This window comes from Candidatus Nebulibacter yamunensis (assembly GCF_024208055.1).
Lineage (GTDB): Bacteria > Pseudomonadota > Gammaproteobacteria > Francisellales > Francisellaceae > Caedibacter > Caedibacter lacustris.
The window spans coordinates 206902-222531 of the sequence record NZ_JAMBMW010000001.1 but is presented as its reverse complement, the minus strand read 5'-3'; the positions used below and the strand labels follow the sequence as shown (position 1 = coordinate 222531).

14 protein-coding genes are annotated in these 15630 nt (G+C 36.0%); 4 read left to right on the top strand and 10 right to left on the bottom strand.

Translation table 11 applies throughout. The annotated features are described in order from the left end of the window. Positions 1–127: 127 nt before the first annotated feature. On the top strand, positions 128–781 hold the full coding sequence (locus tag M1V25_RS01010; protein ID WP_498842173.1) for a hypothetical protein: 654 nt from the start codon (positions 128–130) through the stop codon (positions 779–781). A gap of 110 nt (positions 782–891) precedes the next feature. Further along, the gene (gene plsY, locus M1V25_RS01005; protein ID WP_116963650.1) at positions 892–1482 is read left to right on the top strand and encodes a glycerol-3-phosphate 1-O-acyltransferase PlsY; all 591 of its coding nucleotides are present in this window, start codon (positions 892–894) and stop codon (positions 1480–1482) included. A gap of 157 nt (positions 1483–1639) precedes the next feature. Here plsY and nadB read toward each other — a convergent pair whose 3' ends face one another. Further along, positions 1640–3214, bottom strand: a complete 1575-nt coding sequence (gene nadB, locus M1V25_RS01000; protein WP_116963649.1) for an L-aspartate oxidase — start codon at positions 3212–3214, stop codon at positions 1640–1642. A gap of 163 nt (positions 3215–3377) precedes the next feature. On the opposite strand from nadB, the gene M1V25_RS00995 reads away from it, so the two are divergent. Together M1V25_RS00995 and M1V25_RS00990 are read left to right on the top strand one after the other, a co-directional pair. Beyond that, complete coding sequence (locus M1V25_RS00995) at positions 3378–3899, top strand: outer membrane beta-barrel protein (protein ID WP_498842172.1); 522 nt, start codon at positions 3378–3380, stop codon at positions 3897–3899. 130 nt (positions 3900–4029) lie between these two features. Next, positions 4030–5433, top strand: a complete 1404-nt coding sequence (locus M1V25_RS00990; RefSeq protein ID WP_498842171.1) for a leucyl aminopeptidase — start codon at positions 4030–4032, stop codon at positions 5431–5433. Here the strand turns inward: M1V25_RS00990 and M1V25_RS00985 are convergent. From M1V25_RS00985 to cas4, 9 genes are all read right to left on the bottom strand, one after another. Then, the gene (locus M1V25_RS00985) at positions 5417–8500 is read right to left on the bottom strand and encodes an efflux RND transporter permease subunit (RefSeq protein WP_116963646.1); all 3084 of its coding nucleotides are present in this window, start codon (positions 8498–8500) and stop codon (positions 5417–5419) included. The genes M1V25_RS00990 and M1V25_RS00985 overlap by 17 nt on opposite strands. 3 nt (positions 8501–8503) lie before the next feature. Further along, on the bottom strand, positions 8504–9637 hold the full coding sequence (locus M1V25_RS00980) for an efflux RND transporter periplasmic adaptor subunit (RefSeq protein ID WP_498842170.1): 1134 nt from the start codon (positions 9635–9637) through the stop codon (positions 8504–8506). Positions 9638–9762: 125 nt separating this feature from the next. After that, positions 9763–10704 (bottom strand): alpha-L-glutamate ligase-like protein, encoded by a 942-nt coding sequence (locus tag M1V25_RS00975; protein ID WP_498842169.1) that lies wholly within the window; start codon positions 10702–10704, stop codon positions 9763–9765. Continuing rightward, complete coding sequence (locus M1V25_RS00970; protein ID WP_498842168.1) at positions 10705–11841, bottom strand: 7TM domain-containing protein; 1137 nt, start codon at positions 11839–11841, stop codon at positions 10705–10707. A 35-nt stretch (positions 11842–11876) separates the two neighbouring features. Then, a complete protein-coding gene (locus tag M1V25_RS00965; protein ID WP_498842167.1) occupies positions 11877–12293 on the bottom strand; it encodes a UUP1 family membrane protein in 417 nt (138 codons plus the stop codon). A gap of 41 nt (positions 12294–12334) precedes the next feature. Further along, positions 12335–12985: an ATP-dependent zinc protease family protein gene (locus tag M1V25_RS00960; protein ID WP_116963642.1), complete on the bottom strand. Its 651-nt coding sequence runs from the start codon at positions 12983–12985 to the stop codon at positions 12335–12337. Positions 12986–13684: 699 nt separating this feature from the next. Continuing rightward, on the bottom strand, positions 13685–13978 hold the full coding sequence (gene cas2, locus M1V25_RS00955) for a CRISPR-associated endonuclease Cas2 (RefSeq protein WP_498842166.1): 294 nt from the start codon (positions 13976–13978) through the stop codon (positions 13685–13687). A gap of 10 nt (positions 13979–13988) precedes the next feature. Then, on the bottom strand, positions 13989–15008 hold the full coding sequence (gene cas1c, locus M1V25_RS00950) for a type I-C CRISPR-associated endonuclease Cas1c (protein WP_498842165.1): 1020 nt from the start codon (positions 15006–15008) through the stop codon (positions 13989–13991). Positions 15009–15011: 3 nt separating this feature from the next. Further along, a complete protein-coding gene (gene cas4 / locus M1V25_RS00945) occupies positions 15012–15626 on the bottom strand; it encodes a CRISPR-associated protein Cas4 (protein WP_498842164.1) in 615 nt (204 codons plus the stop codon). Positions 15627–15630: the final 4 nt, after the last annotated feature.

Sequence of the window (15630 nt, the reverse complement as noted above, 5' to 3'; positions counted from 1 at the left end):
CACCTGTTAAACGACGAAACTCATCTGCTGCTAACTTGTTTATCGTTTCCCATCTCATTGATCATATCCACCTTTAATTTTTAAATAGCTATTTTGCTAGATTAAATACGGTTTGGAAGGAACTCTATTGCAACCAGATATTCGAGGGCAGATAAAGGAAGCATTAACGACATATGTTAAGGGTGGTTCTGCGCAAGAATTTGCTCTTGCAATACATAAGATTAATGATCAATGTAATGCGTATAATGCAGGAATGATTCCTTCGTGTATGGATACAGGAACTCCAAAATGTAATACTGCTCCAGGACAAGGTTTGGCTGTTGGAGGTATTAACACTAATTACTTCGTTGCGAACGAATATCATAACATCTCGCAATCTAAGGCAAGTGCAGTTCAGGCTCATAGTGGTAAAATAGCGAGTCGTTTAGATAAATTGCAAACAATAACTGAAGAAAGGTTAGCACGTTATAAGCGAAATTATACTCAATTAAACCCTGCTAAACTTGCACAAGCAGTGATAGGTGATTATGTAACAGGTTCTTGGCGTTGGGGTTCTCATTTTAAGCAAACTGGACGAGATTTTTTGCAAAATACCAACAATAATTTTCTTAATAAAAATGAACTGACGAATGAGGATAAAAAGGATCTTTTAAACGCAATACGAGATTTGCAAACACAAATCCAAATGTCGAGTGATTTTGGTAAAACTAGCTCATTTAACACGAGACTGATCTTTCTAGAAAGTAAAATAAATGAACCGTATATTGAGCCCACGCTTTAGGGTTTGGAGCTAGTTAAGTTTTAATAAGACAACCCTGATTTAAACTTGACTTCATTATAAAAAGCTTAGACACTCCCTATACTTAAAACTCTCTGATATTGGCTTAAATTATGTTTATCGTCATGCTTATTATTGGCTATCTTCTTGGTTCTATAAATAGTGCCATTCTCACCTGCAAACTATTAGGTCTTCCGTCCCCTAGAACAATTGGTTCTGGTAATCCAGGAACGACAAATGTTTTGCGTTTAGGCGGTAAGAAAGCGGCAATAATTACCCTTTTAGGAGATGCAATTAAAGGCTTTGTTCCAGTTATAATTGCCCATGTTATTGTGTTAAGCAACACTGAAATTGGATACGTTGCCTTAGCCTCTGTAATCGGTCATATATTCCCGATTTTCTTTAGCTTTAAAGGTGGCAAAGGTGTTGCCACTTTAATCGGTGTAATGCTTGGTTTTTATTGGATAATTGGGATAATTTTCTTAGCTGCTTGGCTATTATGTGCGCTTATTACCAAATACTCCTCACTTTCTGCTTTACTTGCCACAATCATCTCATCGATTTGCATCATCTTTATGATGAACTTTAACAGTGCATTACCTTTTTTAATGATTACGATTATCGTATTTGTGCGCCATCATGAAAATATTAAACGTCTGATAGATGGTACAGAAAGTAAAATAGGTCAAACGAAAAAGCAATAATGTTTTTGTTGTCATGTCTAACTTTATTTGACTCTTAACTCTTTGTTTTTCTCATACTAAATGCGTACAAATAACACATGTAACACGCAATAAAAAACGCCAAATAGTGAGGCATGGCACTTGATTCAAAAGCACAATTTTGAAATAAATTTCTATCCTAACTTTTGGCGGGATGCAAAATAGTTGGCTTTAAGAACCTTGGGTCTTTTTGTTTATAATCTAAGGTGTAGTGTAGACCTCTACTTTCTTTTCTACGCATTGCTGACTCAATCATAAGCTCAGCAACCAGCACAAGATTTCTAAGCTCTAACAAATCAGCAGTAACCGTAAAGTCTGAGTAATAATCGTAGACTTCCTGACGTAATAGCTTAATCCGGTTCATTGCTCGCTGTAGGCGCTTATTACTACGCACAATTCCAACATAGTCCCACATACAACGACGCACTTCTTTCCAATTGTGACGAATAAAGATTGCTTCATCTGAATCTTGAACAAGTGCATCATCCCAAGCAGGTAAGTTAATGATTTTATCAAATTCTAAAAGCTTACGTTTAATATCTTTTGCTGCTGCAAAGGCATACACTAAGCATTCAAGAAGTGAATTACTCGCCATGCGATTAGCACCATGAAGCCCAGTATAAGTCACCTCACCTGCTGCATATAGACCTACAATGTCAGTTCGCGCCTTACTATCAACCATTATCCCACCACAAGTATAGTGTGCTGCAGGTACAACAGGAATTTGATCTTTAGTTAAATCAAAACCATATTTTAAAAGCTCTTCATAAATCATTGGGAAGTGAGTCTGGATAAACTCTGGTGATTTATGTGTAATGTCTAAATAAACACATTCTAAACCATATTTTTTCATCTGTAAGTCTATTGCTCTAGCAACAATATCTCTTGGTGCAAGCTCAGCCCGCTCATCGATTTGAGGCATAAATCGTTTACCATTAGGTAAGCGTAAATATGCCCCCTCACCTCTTAATGCCTCACTTAATAAAAAAGATCCTGCTTTGGGATGATAAAGACAAGTGGGGTGGAATTGGTTGAACTCTAAATTAGCAACTCTACATCCTGCTCGATAAGCAATTGCAATACCATCACCACTTGATACCACAGGATTAGTGGAATATTGATAAACGCGTGAAGCACCACCTGAGGCAAGCACAATCGCGCGCGCTGAAAAAGTTTCTATTTTATTTGTCTTTAAATTAAGTGCATAGGCACCAACACAACGCTGCTGCTGTAATATCAAATCAACAACATTATAGTATTCAAAGACTTGGATATTTTTATTGTTTTTGATCAAAGTTGTTAGGGTTGTTTGCACTTCTTTTCCAGTTGCATCTGCTGCATGTAAAATGCGTCGATAAGAATGCCCCCCCTCCATTGTTAAATGGTAATAATTCTCATGTTTACTATCTAAGGTAAAGTTAACCCCTTGATTAATTAACCACTCAACACAGCTTTTGGCATTTTCAACCGTAAAACGTACAGCTTCTTTATCGCACAAACTATCACCTGCAATAAGCGTATCTTGAATATGAGACTCTAGCGAATCACCTTTGTCCATTACAGCTGCAATTCCACCTTGCGCGTATAGGCTTGAACCATCACCTAGTGCGGATTTACACAAAATAGCGACTTTACAGCTATCTGCCAAATTAAGAGCAGCAGTAAGTCCAGCAGTTCCAGCGCCTATCACTATTACATCTATTTCATCAAGCATCTTTATTTAATTTTATTAAACTCATGGAGTGAGGAGATTATACTTTAATTTCATGTTTGTGAGTTAGTATCTCTTTATTTTTAGGTTTCACACACTATTTTTACACCTAAAACCACTTTATAATACAAAAATACTCCTTCCTAATTGTTTAAAAGAGCTAAAAATGTTTAAAAAAATAATACTAATAAGTGCGATTTCTGGAGTTTTACTCACAAGCGCACATGCGGGGCTTTATGTTGGAGCGCAAGTTGGTATAAGTCATTCATCTAGTGAACTTAAGGCAGATAATAATGCTACAACAGGTGTTTTATTGGGTTATCAATTTCCTATTTTCCCATTGTTAAAATTAGGAATTGAAACCGAATTTAACTACCTCAACAGCATGGTTAAACAAAACGGTCAAACCGGCAATTTAATGACAATCCCATTTTATGCAACTGCTAACCTAAACCTACCACTAGGACTAAACTTGACTGCTAAATTAGGTTATGCATATAACCGCATTAATGGTGTTAATGAAAGCGCCTTTCCTAATACATTATGGCGCCCTGCTGTTGCTATTGGTATCGGATACCAAATACTTGGATTTAATGTCTTCTTTCAAAGCAGTCGCTATTTTCTTTACAATCGCGGAGAACAACCTTTTGCTGATGCCTATACCTTTGGTGTAACTTATGAATTTTAATGATTTTAGTGCATCTGTGTGAATTTGAAAACTTTGCATAAAATATGCGAAACTTATACCACTTGAACAACTTAGAGTTTGCCTAAAATCACTTTAACAAAATTTAAAACAAATCAATTAAGGGAAATCTATGCACATTTATGCAGTTACTAGCAGCAACTTAACAACAGAAGCTGTATTTATATTTGAAGATACACAAAGCAACATTGATGCTATTCAAAAAGCACAAGAGAAGGGGCTTTTCAAGGCAAAAAATGCAAGCAGTTATTTTGTGTTAAGTAATGGAAAAGCTTACATTGCGATTGGTTTAGGCAAAAAAGACAAGCTCAATATAAGCACGATTCGCAAAGCTATCGGTGCGCTTTACACTCAACTTAAATCGCTGAATATTGATTCCTTTTCTATTGATAGTACACTTTTGGGAGATCATCATAGTCGCCTATTTGTTGAGTCATTTTTAAATACAGCTTATGTTTTTGATCAGTTAAAGTCGGAAAAAGAAACTTTTAAACTGAAACAAATTGATATTACAACTTATGCGATTGAAGAAACCAAACATGATATTAAAATTGCGCAAGCCATTGCCAATGGTCAAAACTATGCCAAAGACTTAAAAAACTTGCCTGCTAATATCTGCACCACAGACTACTTACTCAATGAGGCAAAAAAACTCACCGATGCACACAACAAATGTAGCCTTCATTACATTGGTGAAGATCAAATGCTTAAGCTTGGCATGGGCTGTATTACCGCAGTAGGTCAAGGCTCAAAGATGCCAACTTATATTGCTTGTATGGAGTATTATGGTGGTAATAAAGATGATAAGCCCATTGTACTTGTTGGTAAAGGACTAGTCTTTGACACAGGTGGGATATGTCTTAAGCCATGGCAAGGCATGGGTAGTATGAAAATGGACATGGGTGGAGCGGCCTCTGTATTTGGCACAATGAAAACCATTACTGAGCTAAATCTACCAATTAATGTTATTGGTGTTGTGGCATTAGTTGAAAATTCAATTGATGGTAAATCATATCGTCCAGGTGATGTCTTAACCAGTATGAAAGGCATTACAATTGAAATTGGTAACACTGATGCTGAAGGTCGTTTAGCGCTATGTGACGCTTTGACTTATATTGAACGTTACAATCCAAAAGTCGTCATTGACATTGCTACTTTAACTGGAGCGATGATTGTATCATTAGGCGGTGATTTAACAGGCTTATTTGGTAATAATGATGCTTTAGTCAATGATCTTAAAATTGCTTCACAAGAAAGCTATGATCCAGCTTGGCATTTACCCTTGTATGAACCTTACCATGAACATTTGAAAAGTGATGTGGCAGATATGAATAATATTGGGGGAGCAGCCGCTGGCAGTATTACTGCTGCCTTATTCTTGTCTCGCTTTACCGAAAATTATACATGGGCACATTTAGATGTCGCCGGCAGTGCGATGAAAGGTTTTGAAAAAGCAACTGCAACTGGTCGTCCAGTACCATTATTAACACAATACATTATCAATCAAACAAAATAGCATTTTTTCTATTCGCTAATAATATCTTTTTCTTCTTGTGATCTAGTGGAGATAAAATCACATAGGCAACAGGAACGATTAACAACGAAAAAACCGTTCCAAAACAAAGCCCACCAACGATCACCCAACCAATCATATTGTTCGAAATATTTCCTGCTCCTGTTGCTAGTGCTAATGGAAGAGAACCTAACACCATTGCAGATGTTGTCATTAAAATAGGACGCAAGCGTGTAATGGCCCCGACTTTAACTGCTTCAACAAGACTGACTCCCTCTTTGAAGTTTTCGTTTGCAAACTGAGTAATTAAAATTCCATGTTTACTAATCAAGCCAACCAGCGTAATTAAACCAATATTTGTAAAGAGGTTCAAATTTCCACCTGTTAATAATGTTGTAATCAAAGCGCCAACTGTAGATAAAGGCACAGTCAACAAAATAATAAAAGGATCGACGAAACTCTCAAACTGGGCAGCCAATACCAAATAAATAAAGATCAATGCCAAAGCAAATAATCCGAACATAGTTCCATTTGAAGATAAAAATGCAGCCATACGTCCACCATAGTCAATACTCGCCCCATTGAGTTGAGTTTGACTAGCAATTTTATTCACCGCATTATAAACCTCACTCATGCTATAACCATCGTTAATATTGGCCGTAATCTGAGCCGTGTTAACCCGATTATATCTAAAAAAACTACTTTGTCTGACTTCTGGTTTGATCTTGATTAAATTTGATAATGGAATCATTAGACCTGATTTACTTGGTACATAGATTTTATCTAAACTACCAAAACTTGAAAGGTCTTGTAAATTCATTTGCACTAATACTTGATAGCTTTTTTCATCAGTCTTGACATCGGTAATATGTTTCCCACTCATTAAAATACTAAAAGTATCTGCAATATTCTGTGGATCCACCCCAACACTTGCAGCCAAATTGCGTTGAAACGTTACATTATAAGCAACGTTATCAAACTTAAGACCATTATTAACGTTATTTAAACCTAGATACTGCATAAGTTTACTAGTAAGCACATCTGCTGCCTTGACTAAATTCTCAACAGGTCCGACATTATGAAGATAAATAATTAAATCTGAACTATCTGCATCTGGTCCAAAGCTCACAGGATCGGGAATATTCATACTCACCTTTATACCTGGAATTTGTTGAGCTTCTTTGAGAAGATTTGGAATGATTTCTTGTGTTGGCACCTTCCGCTTCTCTCCCCAAGGTTGCATCGTCACAAAATTATTACCTGAGCCTGAAAAAATATATTCGGCATTGTTTAAAATGTAGGGACTATCAGCATAAACACGCTTGCTCAATATGTTCATGTAGTAGTTTGTATAATCAAGTGCAGCACTTGGCGGTGAATTAATATTGGCCTCAAAATAACCAATATCCTCTTTTGGAATAAAGGATTGTGGCATAATTCTAAATAATAGATAACATAATCCAGCTAATAAAATTAGTAATCCTACCACCCAATATTTTGCTTTTAATACAATATTAAGTACTTCTCCATAACCAGCATTGAGCTTATCAAATGCATGGTTGAGCCAAATTTCAATTCTTGTTTCTTTTTCTCGTGCTCTAAGAATATAAGCACACATCATCGGTGAAAGAGTAAGTGCCACAAACCCAGAAATAAGTACGGAACCTGCCAATGTAAAAGCAAATTCTCTAAAAATAGTTGCACTAAATCCAGATAAAAAGCCAATTGGTGCATAAACAGCTGCTAAGGTTAAAGTCATTGCAATCACTGAGAAGCCAATCTCAGCTGAGCCTTCTATAGCTGCATTAAATGGTTTTTTGCCCATTTCGATATGTCTATGGATATTTTCTAGTACAACAATTGCATCATCAACGACAAGACCAATTGCAAGAATAATCGCCAATAATGTGACAACGTTGATGCTAAATCCACACAACAGCATGACACCAAAAGCACCAATCACGCATACAGGAATAGTTAAAATAGGGATAAGTGACGCACGAATACTGCCTAAGAAAATAAAGACAACAATCATCACCAAAATAATTGCTTCAATTAAAGTATCATACCCATCTGTTATAGATTTTTGTAAAAAAGTAGATTGATCATATACAATTTTAACTTCCATACCGTGTGGCAGATTGCCTTCAACTTTTTTTAGCTCTTTTTTAGCAAGAGCTGCTACCATAATTGGATTAGCATTATCTGTCGGTCTTAGCTGCACACTAATCGCATTTTGACCATTAATGAGCATTGGAGAATCGCTTAAGCTTGCATTGCCTAAGTCAATTTTTGCAATGTCTTTCAAATAAACAGGGGCATTAGGATCGTCTCTTACTACCAGATTTCTAAATTGCTGAGCAGTTTTTAAATCAGTATCTGAACTAATTGAAAAGTTACGATATTTTCCTCTAATACTACCCCCTGAAAAACTAATATTATTACTATTTAGTGTCTTTTGAACATCACTTATCGTAATGCCTAAAGCAGCCATTTTTTGCGGATTTAGCCAAATACGCATTGCATAATCACTAGCACCATATACCCAAACAGCGCCCATACCAGGGACAGATTGAAAAATAGGCATGATATTTCTTTGTACATAATCTCGAATTTGAGCTGAAGTCAAATCTTTATCCATCACACCTAAATTCAGTACGGGTCGCTCAACCCCGCCTTGGCTAATATTAGGGGAATTAATATCAGCAGGAAGCCTTTGTGACATAATACTAGAAATGTTGTCGCGTACTTGCCCCATCATATCAGTCATATCAGCGTCATCAGCAAAGGTTAAATTAATTGTGCTACTACCATATGAGCTTGTTGATGTAATTTTTACAAGTCCATCAATATTATATAGGGCATCTTCAACAGGAATAGTAACGTCATTTTTAATAAGTGTTGGCGAAGCACCTGAATAGGAAATAGATACCGTAGCAGTTTTTTGCTGAATTTTAGGAAAGTAGCGTATTTCCAAATAGCTAAAACCCACAATCCCTAACACGATGATCATAAGATTTAGTACAACCGCAAATACGGGTCTTTGAATACAAATTTTTGATAGTTTCATGCTTTAATTCACTGTTTTAGTAGTTGAAATATTAGCATTTTCAAATGACGGAACTGGAACATCTGAAAAGGTTATTTTTGCACCATTTATCAATTTATTACCGCCAATGGTAACCACCTCTTGCCCTTCTGCTAAACCCTTTGTAATCTGCGTCCACCCTTTGCGAATAAGCCCTGTTTCAATCTGAGTTGCCCTGACAGTATGGTCAGGATTAACAACATAAACAAAACTCCCTTGCTGATTTATTTGTATAGCCATATCTGGCAAAACTAGCATAGGTCGTTTTTCTTGTAAAACTTGTAATACAGACATAAACATACCTGGCGATAATAAATAATCATCATTCTTTACCTCGGCTTCTATTTCAAGCGTACCAGTATTGGTGTTAACTGTAGGAGAAATATAATTCACTATTCCCTTAAAGGTTTTTTCTGGATAAGTTTCTGTTGTTAGCTCAACTTCATTCCCAATTGCAATCTTTGGTTTCATTTCTGATGGAATGGCAAATCGAATTTTAAGTGGGCTTTCTTGCGTTAACTGCACAACGACAGTTCCTGCTGCAATATAAGCCCCTACGTCAAACTGATAGGTTCCTAATACACCTGTAAAAGGGGCTTGTAATTTATCCTGATTGACTACAACTTTTTGTTGATCAACATCTGCTTGTGCCTGTTGTAAACCTGCATATTTCTGGTCGATATCCTCTTTTGAAATTGCACCTGATTGCTCTAATAATTTGACCCTAGAGTAAGTTTGTTTTGCTAAATTAAGCTTTGCCTGTAAAGCCTGTAGATTCGCCACATTTTGTTGATCGTCAAGAGACGCCACCGTTTCACCTTTAAGTACTCGATCACCATTTTTAAAGTACTTATCTTCTAACTTACCACTATTATCAAAGCTTAAATTGACTTGTTTCACTGCAAGCATATGTCCTACTGCTGTAATTGTTTCAGGCACATTGATTTTCTCTACCTTTCCAACGTTCACTGCGACCGTTGGAACACTTTGTGCTTTATCTTGGGCATAAGATAAATTGAGTAAGAAACTTATTACGCTCACCAGCATTAGGTTCAGAAATACTTTTCTTAGACTTCTTACCATTAATTCATATTTATTTTTTAATACAATAGCGTTCATTGCTTTATACTTCATTGTTTTAATATAGATTACATTTCTTTATAAGTTAATTTGATTATAGCTTTTACGTTACAATAATGTCTAATAAACGATAGCTTGTAGTTCTAAATTTCCAAACGTTTGTTTTATAAACGATCAAGCACATATTTAATTCGCTCTTCTTTTGTCATATCTCCATTTATCACAGGCTTAATCAATTTATAACGCTCGATCAATCCAACTTGGTTTGCAATTTGGATATTAAGTCCAGGACGAGCATTTAATTCCAACATAAGTGGTCCATAAACCTTATCCAGTACCAAGTCTACCCCCAAATAACCAAGCTTAGTCATATCATAGCAAGCACTTGCAATATCTAAGCATTTCTGCCAATAAGGTATGGTAATACCTTCCACCTCATGCAAAGTATCTGAATGGTGAGTAACGATCTCATTGTGCCAAACACCATGCAAAGTTATACCTGTTTTTAAATCAACACCCGCTCCAATTGCACCTTGGTGTAAGTTTGCTTTACCATTGGATACTTGAGTAGGTAAGCGCACCATTGCCATCACCGGGAAGCCTTTGACTAAGATAATCCGAATATCAGGCACACCCTGAAAAGCAACTTTAGCAAAAATTGGATCAAATTGAATAAGATATTCAATCATTGCCTTATCTGGCCGACCACCTAGCGAATACGCACCACTTAATGTTGTTGAAGTATGATATTTTAACTGGTCCAAAGTCATAAGCCTACCATTGGATAATCTATAACGATTATTGATAAAATGAGTAATAACCAAAATGCCTTCACCACCTGCTCCTTGAGCAGGTTTAATTACAAATTGACTTCTACCTGTAAGCATCTTGTCTAAATTTTTATTATCGTGCTCTGAATGAATCACGCCATATAATTCAGGCACATTAATACCATGCTCTAATGCAAGTTTTTTACTCTTTAATTTATCATCAACAAGCGGATAAAATTTGCGATTATTAAATTTTTTAATATAAGATAGGTTACGCTCATTAATACCTAAAACACCAGACTTGCGTAATGCTAGCCATTTGCTTATCCACCACATTTAGACCCCTTTTCCTTTTTCTTTGCTACTTGCTTTTAATGCTAGCGCTTCAAAACGATATAGCTCAGTCAAACGATACCCTCGATAACGCCCTATTAACAACATAACAGCCATCACAAGAAGCAATAAGCCCGGGAAAGTAAAAAACCAATACTCCAGGTAGTTATTAAAAATGAAAACATAACAAACCGTTGCTGCAAGCAAACTACCAAGCGCAATTTTAATTGTTTCTGTGCTACCACGCTCATCCCAAGTTATTGACAAACGTTCAATTGACATTGTCAGAATCACCATTGGAAAGAGTGTAATTGATAAGCCTTGAGATAGTTCCATTTTATGCATCACAATACTAATCAAAGCCATCGTTAATACTACAACTGTCAAGATCATTCCAAGTCTTGGCACTACAAGAAGTTGTAGTTTTTCAAAATATGTTCTAAAACTTAATCCCAAAATAACAACCAAAGAAAAAAGCACAATTCCCCAAATTAAAGTTGTATCTTTAAATGCCAAAGCAATTAGTACAGGCATAAATGTCCCTAAGGTTGGCACGCCAATAATAATACGCAAAACTAAAAGTATTAACACACCAAAGGGTACCACTAATATGATTTTATAAATCTCTTGTGTCTGCGCAGGAAGGTTTAGCAACGAAAATTCATAGACATTTTGCTTCATTACATTATTTCTTAAATCTAAATAACGCTCCATTGGAATACTTTGCTTTGTTGCAGTAAATGAGACAATTTTTACCGTACCACCTTCAACATCCACAAAATTGCCATTGCCCATCCACCATACCATTGCTTGCATATTTGGATCATCAATGGGGGCACCTGATTTTACGTCAAATACATGCCATGCATTGTCATAATAAACATTGACCCATACTGGCAAGTTTTTTAAGTTCAACTTACCTTCATATTGATAAGGTACAACGTGTAATAACACGTTAGGTAAATGCAGCTGTGTTAACAGGTAATTGAGCAATTGCGCTCGACCTTTTGCTGTTGGTTTACCATTAGTCATTTCCTGCCAAAAATATAAATTACCATCATCGTTAACAAAATTAATGGTTTGAGTAACTAAAGTTGTCGAATCAGCCGATTTTTCTGCAATGTCTTTTGCTGTTGTCAAAAGCGTAATAAGCTTTTTAGGTTCAAGAGCGTTCTTTATTTTTTTTTCTCCTTTCCTAAATCAGGAATAGGGGGCTCAATAAAGCTTGAATTACTTGCAACAGTTACATCATAAATAATTGTCTGCTTTGAACTAACTTCACTTTTTGACAAAACTGCCACTCTATTATTCTTATTTTCTGAACGTAAAATAATCTTACCAAAACCAGAGGCATTAATATTTTCATCTAATACATCTGATTTTTGCAAATTTGGTACAACCAGGTTCACCTTTAAAGATGAATTTGTCGTATCAGGTAAGATTTGTAATTCAGTATTAAATTTCCAAGTCATATTTTCATCATTTGGCCACCAGGATAACCCCAGCTTATAATGCTGATATAAAGTAAAACCAATCCCTGCTAGCAATAAAATAATTAATAGGGTAAAAAATTGTTTATTAACTTTACTCATAATATATCTATCCAAGTATCAATTGATTTGCTTACTTTATACTAATTTGTTTCTTCTTCTTTTAATTTTTCACTATCAATCGTCGTTTCTATCTTTTGCACTTTATTTGTTGATGCGTCTTTAGATTTTTGCTTTATTTTTTCGTTCTCTTTTTCCAAAAGCTTAATACAATCATCTAGATTTATCGTGAATTTTTGACCAGGATCAACTACAGCATTTAATTTAATTAACGCCTTTCGACCTAATAACACAGGATATTTAAACCTTGATCTATCCGTTAGATTCATCTCAATATTATAAATTTTTCCATCAAAACAAATAGGCATGTCAACAACAGGTCGCTCATCATATCGTTCTTCTATATTCTCACTTAGACGATTTTTAATTTTCATGTCACGCTTTAATGGTAAATCATAGGATTTTTTTCTAGACTTATCCGTTTTTTCATCATCTTTAATCATCTCGTGCATTACATCAAAGCGGATATAATTTTGACCATCTTTATCATAAATATAAATATTAGTTACTGAAATAGATGATATACCTGCACCCGTGTCAAGTTTTGCCTCAAGGATAGTCTGACTTGGTAAAAGCAAAATCTGTTCAACATAACCATAACCTGTTTTAATATTTGCCATCACACTTCCTGCTGCTAAAATGATACCCATTGCAGTTAAACATTTTTTTATCATATTATCCTATCTTAAACTTAATTCTTTTGGTTCTTTTACTGTTTATTCAACCTAACCATTCCAATGCAGGCTAGTATAATTATAAAGTCTTTATCGTGCTAGTCGAAGTACTAGCAAACCAAGCGTTTAATAAAAACATAGATTTATTAGAAATTAAGGAGTAATTCAATTAAATTTCATAGAAACAATCAGCAACACTTAGTAAAAAACAATTTATCACCCAATATCGGAGTTGAGTTATGATGTCTTAATCCACGCACCCATGCGGGGTGCGACTCACAAAAGCCACAAAAGATTTGTGGTCGCGTCTAGTTTCAATCCACGCACCCATGCGGGGTGCGACTGCTCGACCTATGTAAAAAAAGCGAGATGACATTGGTTTCAATCCACGCACCCATGCGGGGTGCGACCCAAGAGATCCGTGGTTTAATGCACTTTTAACAAGTTTCAATCCACGCACCCATGCGGGGTGCGACTGCATAGATAATCAACCTTGATTTTATTAGCTGTACACAAGCTTATTCGCTAACCTCTAAAACCAAACTATCTACACAAGTATTAATGTAACATATAAACGCTTAAGGGCAAGCAGAAACTTAATCGCTAAAGGTATAGAAAAATTATGAGTACAGCACATTAGCGAATGATATATTTTTCAATTGTTAAACATCAAATTACAGCTTAGGAAGCTAAGCATTTTTATAGTATCAAGACAGATTTAAATACATCTGGCGCTTTTTTAGCACCGAAATGCTCAACCTTATTATGCCCATTTTTACCAAGCTTATAAAAACGTAAACTGTCTACATCTGCATCATAGATATCCAAAAGCTTTGCTTTTAATATACACCATTGATCTGAACTGACATCACACTCAAATACCGAATTCTGTACTCTTATACCATAGTCCAAACAGACTTCAGCAATTTTTCTTAATCGTTTACTACCTGTCTCATCTTTTAACGATACATCATAGGTTATTAGAATAAGCATGTTTATTTCCTTAGCGTGGCACAAATGGTGGATATTCTTGCAAGTCCCCCCTTAAATGCCTTGCTAAAAGCAGAGCTTGAATATGTGGTAAAAGACCAATTTGTACTTCTTCACCTAAAAACGGATGCTGAATTTTTTCCTGCTTACGAGTCTGTAACGTAGTCAGTAAAAGCTTTCTGGTATCGTCTTTTAGCTTTACTGCTCCACTTACTTCTACTTCAAAATCCTGTGGTTTAATCTGACGACGATTAATTAAACTTAATACCATACGATCAATAAACCAAGACCGAAATTCTTCTAGAATATCCTGAGCCAAACTATCTCTACCTGAACGCACTTGATGTAAAAACCCCATTTGTGGATCAAGTCCTACACCCTGCAAAGCTGCACTAATATCATTTCCAACGACACTATATAAAAATGATAGCATAGCATTAACAGGATCCAACGGAGGTCTGCGACTACGTATATCGAAAGTAAAATCAGGTTGTACAGCAGATAAAATCAATTCATTAAAAACACTAAAATACACGGAGGCAGCCTCACCTTCTAAACCTAAAATTGCCTCCAAAGTTTCTGTCTTTTGCAAGCGCCTGATAGTATAACTTATTTGCTCAACTGCATTTTCAACCGCTTTATTTTCCCCATGATTGCGTAACCTGCGATATAATACCGCTCGTGAAGAATTAAGCTTTGCCGCAATTATATTTCTGGCAATAGGTACAGGATCAGTTTCTGCAATTTTATATTGTGCTTTCCTTAACAAGATATTACCACTTTGTGTGCCATGTAAACGCCCAAGAAAACGACCATATTCAGTAAAAAATGCCAAATGGACATTATTCTCACCACAAAATCCCAGCAAAAAAGGTGATACCATAACATTACCAAAGCAATAAATCGCCTGAATTGCATGAATAGGCAACTGCATTGCTGTTTCCTTTTCAACTTCAATGACCAGTGTCTCACGTTCCTTGTGCAAATAAGCGCCTTGTTTGGTGATATAGAGTGTGTTTTGTAATTTTTTCAATGCCTATCCCTCCTGAAAAAGCATGTTCACATATACTTTGCTTTTGTCTTTAAACATAAGTTTTGGGTTACACAAATCGTATAATGAACAGGCATCACACTTTTTCTCATATTTGGCTTTAGGAGTCATCCCACTTTCCAGTAACATCCTTGTTTTTTCAATTATAGTCAGCGTTTCATCACGCAAGCTTTGCGTTAATACAACCTCAATGCGATGCTTTGTCTGCCAATACCACATTGCAGCATGATTAATGCTCAGTTTAAGCATCTCCTCAAGGCACAATACTTGCGCACATAACTGAATAAGATCGATATGATCTTGTTTTGGCTTGCCACGTTTATATTCCACTGGAAAACAAATACCTGTTTTAATATCCACTTCAATAAGATCAAGCTTACCAACTAAGCCCAGTTTAGGTGCTGAAACACGCACAGCTCGCTCATAACGAATCCCTTTGCGTGTTTCAGGCACGCCACTATCAACACGCTGATGTAATTGCTGCCCTTGAGCGGTCAACCAATTCTCTGACCACACTTGCTCATTGTGAATAAGCGCACATTGCCTAGGACAAAAGGCATAGTGCTGGAGGGCGGAAAGGGAGATTAATATATCCGACATAACA